Below are 4,249 nucleotides of genomic sequence, written 5' to 3'. Positions count from 1 at the left end.
GATAGAAACAGAAGCCACTGGAGCACCTCAAAAACACCATCATACACTAAATCAGTAAGTTGGCAGCATCACCTGCGATTCATTGAGGATAATGCGGCACAATTAGAAGAAACGTGGATGTCAGTGGCACGTTTTCCTGATTTAACCGTATCACATATGCAAAAATCCAAATTTTCGTATATTGAGAACGAATGCGGGATCAAAATCATTGGCACCTATGAAACTTTCTCCCCTACTTTTCCTACCCCAGAAATCGCCAGTATTTTACGGATCAGCCCACGGGATCCCATACTTAAAATTCAGACCCAGGCTGTGGACAGTAACTCTATTCCGCTGGATTATTCGTTACTTTACAGCAATATTATCGAGTTCCAGGTAAAGTACTTTTTCCCGCGATAAAAGCAGACGCACAGAGTGCTGACATCACATTCTGTGCGTATGGTTTAGCCTCTAACCTTTACCGCTTTACGCCACCGCAAGCCAAATACATTGATATACAGCCCGGTCATAATGAGCACCGCACCTAAAAATTGCAGACCCGTTAAGCGTTCATCCAACAATAGTGCCGCACTTGCCAGTCCGACTACGGGCACCAGTAACGATAACGGTGCAACCCGCCAGGTTTCATAGCGTCCCAGTAACGTCCCCCAGATCCCATAACCAACAATTGTCGCCACAAACGCCAGATACATCAGCGACAAGATGGTGGTCATATCAATAGTAACCAGACTGTGAATCATGGATGCGGAACCATCGAGAATCAGCGAGGCAACAAAGAAGGGAATGATTGGGATTAAAGCGCTCCAGATTACCAGCGACATCACCGCCGGACGCGTTGAGTGCGACATGATCTTTTTATTGAAGATGTTGCCACACGCCCAACTAAATGCTGCAGCCAGGGTCAACATAAAGCCGAGCATCGCCACATGCTGACCGTTCAGACTATCTTCGATTAACACCAGTACGCCAAAAATCGCTAAGGCGATCCCCGCCAATTGTTTGCCATGCAGTCGCTCCCCGAAAGTAAACGCGCCAAGCACGATAGTAAAAAACGCCTGTGCCTGTAACACCAGCGAAGCCAGTCCAGCAGGCATACCAAAGTTAATGGCGCAGAACAGAAAGGCAAACTGCGCAAAACTGATGGTTAATCCATACCCCAAGAGCAAATTCAGTGGTACTTTCGGTCGTGCAACAAAAAAGATGGCCGGAAAAGCGACCAGCATAAAGCGCAAACCGGCCAGCATCAGCGGTGGCATGTTATGAAGCCCCACTTTGATGACCACAAAATTTAGCCCCCATACGACCACTACCAGTAGCGCCAACACACCATCTTTTCGCGACATTCTACCGCCTCTGAATTTCATCTTTTGTAAGCAATCAACTTAGCTGAATTTACTTTTCTTTAACAGTTGATTCGTTAGTCGCCGGTTACGACGGCATTAATGCGCAAATAAGTCGCTATACTTCGGATTTTTGCCATGCTATTTCTTTACATCTCTAAAACAAAACATAACGAAACGCACTGCCGGACAGACAAATGAACTTATCCCTACGACGCTCTACCAGCGCCCTTCTTGCCTCGTCGTTGTTATTAACCATCGGACGCGGCGCTACGCTGCCATTTATGACCATTTACTTGAGTCGCCAGTACAGCCTGAGTGTCGATCTAATCGGTTATGCGATGACAATTGCGCTCACTATTGGCGTCGTTTTTAGCCTCGGTTTTGGTATCCTGGCGGATAAGTTCGACAAGAAACGCTATATGTTACTGGCAATTACCGCCTTCGCCAGCGGTTTTATTGCCATTCCTTTAGTGAATAACGTGACGCTGGTTGTGCTCTTTTTTGCCCTCATTAACTGCGCCTATTCTGTTTTTGCTACCGTGCTGAAAGCCTGGTTTGCCGACAATCTTTCGTCCACCAGCAAAACGAAAATCTTCTCAATCAACTACACCATGCTAAACATTGGCTGGACCATCGGTCCGCCGCTCGGCACGCTGTTGGTGATGCAGAGCATCAATCTGCCCTTCTGGCTGGCAGCTATCTGTTCCGCGTTTCCCATGCTTTTCATTCAAATTTGGGTAAAGCGCAGCGAGAAAATCATCGCCACGGAAACAGGCAGTGTCTGGTCGCCGAAAGTTTTATTACAAGATAAAGCACTGTTGTGGTTTACCTGCTCTGGTTTTCTGGCTTCTTTTGTAAGCGGCGCATTTGCTTCATGCATTTCACAATATGTGATGGTGATTGCTGATGGGGATTTTGCCGAAAAGGTGGTCGCGGTTGTTCTTCCGGTGAATGCTGCCATGGTGGTTACGTTGCAATATTCCGTGGGCCGCCGACTTAACCCGGCTAACATCCGCGCGCTGATGACAGCAGGCACCCTCTGTTTCGTCATCGGTCTGGTCGGTTTTATTTTTTCCGGCAACAGCCTGCTATTGTGGGGTATGTCAGCTGCGGTATTTACTGTCGGTGAAATCATTTATGCGCCGGGCGAGTATATGTTGATTGACCATATTGCGCCGCCAGGAATGAAAGCCAGCTATTTTTCCGCCCAGTCTTTAGGCTGGCTTGGTGCCGCGATTAACCCATTAGTGAGTGGCGTAGTGCTAACCAGCCTGCCGCCTTCCTCGCTGTTTGTCATCTTAGCGTTGGTGATCATTGCTGCGTGGGTGCTGATGTTAAAAGGGATTCGAGCAAGACCGTGGGGGCAGCCCGCGCTTTGTTGATTTAAGTCGAACACAATAAAGATTTAATTCAGCCTTCGTTTAGGTTACCTCTGCTAATATCTTTCTCATTGAGATGAAAATTAAGGTAAGCGAGGAAACACACCACACCATAAACGGAGGCAAATAATGCTGGGTAATATGAATGTTTTTATGGCCGTACTGGGAATAATTTTATTTTCTGGTTTTCTGGCCGCGTATTTCAGCCACAAATGGGATGACTAATGAACGGAGATAATCCCTCACCTAACCGGCCCCTTGTTACAGTTGTGTACAAGGGGCCTGATTTTTATGACGGCGAAAAAAAACCGCCAGTAAACCGGCGGTGAATGCTTGCATGGATAGATTTGTGTTTTGCTTTTACGCTAACAGGCATTTTCCTGCACTGATAACGGATCGTTGACACAGTAGCATCAGTTTTCTCAATGAATGTTAAACGGAGCTTAAACTCGGTTAATCACATTTTGTTCGTCAATAAACATGCAGCGGTTTCTTCCGGTTTGCTTACCCTCATACATTGCCCGGTCTGCTCTTCCAATGACCACATCCAGAGGCTCTTCAGGAAATGCGCGACTGACACCTGCTGTCACGGTAATGTTGATATGCCCTTCAGAATGTGTGATGGCATGGTTATCGACTAACTGGCAAATTCTGACACCTGCACGACATGCTTCTTCATCATTAGCCGCTTTGACAATAATGATAAATTCTTCGCCCCCGTAGCGATAAACCGTTTCGTAATCACGCGTCCAACTGGCTAAGTAAGTTGCCAGGGTGCGTAATACTACATCGCCGATTAAATGCCCGTAGGTATCATTAACCAATTTAAATCGGTCAATATCCAACAACATTAAATAAAGATTCAGAGGCTCAGCGTTGCGTAACTGATGATCAAAGGATTCATCAAGAACCCGACGCCCCGGCAATCCCGTCAAAACATCCATATTGCTACGGATCGTCAGCAAATAAATTTTGTAATCGGTTAATGCCGCAGTAAAAGAAAACACCCCCTCCTGAAAGGCGTCGAAATGCGCGTCCTGCCAGTGATTTTCAACAATAGCCAGCATTAATTCCCGACCACAGTTATGCATATGTTGATGGGCAGAATCCATTAGCCGAACGTAAGGTAATTCATCGTTATCGAGTGGCCCCAGATGATCAATCCACCGACCAAACTGGCACAGTCCATAAGAATGGTTATCCGTTATTTCTGGCTTACTGGCATCTCTCGCGACCACGCTGTGAAACATACTCACCAGCCACTGGTAGTGGGCATCGATAGCCTTATTGAGATTTAACAAGATGGCATCAATTTCCGTTGTCTTCTTGATCATTGCCACTCCTTTTTCACAGTTCCTTGTGCGCGCTATTCTAACGAGAGAAAAGCAAAATTACGTCAATATTTTCATAGAAATCCGAAGTTATGAGTCATCTCTGAGATAACATTGTGATTTAGGTAATGACTCCAACTTATTGATAGTGTTTTATGTTCAGATAATGCCCGATGACTTTGTCATGCAGCTCCAC

General features: G+C 46.2%; 7 protein-coding genes. 4 read left to right on the top strand and 3 right to left on the bottom strand.

The window, feature by feature from the left end:
- Window positions 1–399, top strand: a 399-nt coding sequence (locus RTW80_RS22680) for a UTRA domain-containing protein (protein WP_259472908.1), incomplete at its 5' end; no start/stop codon positions are given.
- Between the two features lie 44 nt (window positions 400–443).
- On the opposite strand, the gene eamA is transcribed toward RTW80_RS22680, so the two are convergent.
- Window positions 444–1,343: an O-acetylserine/cysteine exporter gene (gene eamA, locus RTW80_RS22675; RefSeq protein ID WP_000087216.1), complete on the bottom strand. Its 900-nt coding sequence runs from the start codon at window positions 1,341–1,343 to the stop codon at window positions 444–446.
- A gap of 194 nt (window positions 1,344–1,537) precedes the next feature.
- Here eamA and ydeE point away from each other — a divergent pair, with 194 nt between their 5' ends.
- From ydeE to mgtT, 3 genes are all read left to right on the top strand, one after another.
- Complete coding sequence (gene ydeE / locus RTW80_RS22670) at window positions 1,538–2,725, top strand: efflux MFS transporter YdeE (RefSeq protein WP_001054189.1); 1,188 nt, start codon at window positions 1,538–1,540, stop codon at window positions 2,723–2,725.
- Window positions 2,726–2,851: 126 nt separating this feature from the next.
- Window positions 2,852–2,947 carry a protein MgtS gene (mgtS, locus tag RTW80_RS22665; RefSeq protein ID WP_000901367.1) on the top strand — a complete coding sequence of 32 codons (96 nt, stop codon included), beginning with the start codon at window positions 2,852–2,854 and terminating at the stop codon, window positions 2,945–2,947.
- Window positions 2,947–3,051: a protein MgtT gene (gene mgtT / locus RTW80_RS22660; RefSeq protein WP_211180496.1), complete on the top strand. Its 105-nt coding sequence runs from the start codon at window positions 2,947–2,949 to the stop codon at window positions 3,049–3,051. The genes mgtS and mgtT overlap by 1 nt, the downstream gene beginning before the upstream one ends.
- Window positions 3,052–3,165: 114 nt before the next feature.
- Here the strand turns inward: mgtT and dgcZ are convergent, their stop codons facing one another.
- Together dgcZ and RTW80_RS31665 are read right to left on the bottom strand one after the other, a co-directional pair.
- Window positions 3,166–4,056, bottom strand: coding sequence for a diguanylate cyclase DgcZ (gene dgcZ, locus RTW80_RS22655; protein WP_063119072.1), 891 nt, complete (start codon window positions 4,054–4,056; stop codon window positions 3,166–3,168).
- Window positions 4,057–4,192: 136 nt separating this feature from the next.
- Complete coding sequence (locus RTW80_RS31665; protein WP_003032489.1) at window positions 4,193–4,249, bottom strand: IS1 family transposase; 57 nt, start codon at window positions 4,247–4,249, stop codon at window positions 4,193–4,195.

The sequence above is a fragment of the Escherichia sp. AM3 genome (assembly GCF_032029835.1).
In the GTDB taxonomy this organism is placed as follows: Bacteria; Pseudomonadota; Gammaproteobacteria; order Enterobacterales; family Enterobacteriaceae; genus Escherichia; species Escherichia coli.
The sequence above is the reverse complement of the archived record's forward strand: the minus strand, read 5'-3'. Positions and strand labels throughout refer to the sequence as shown.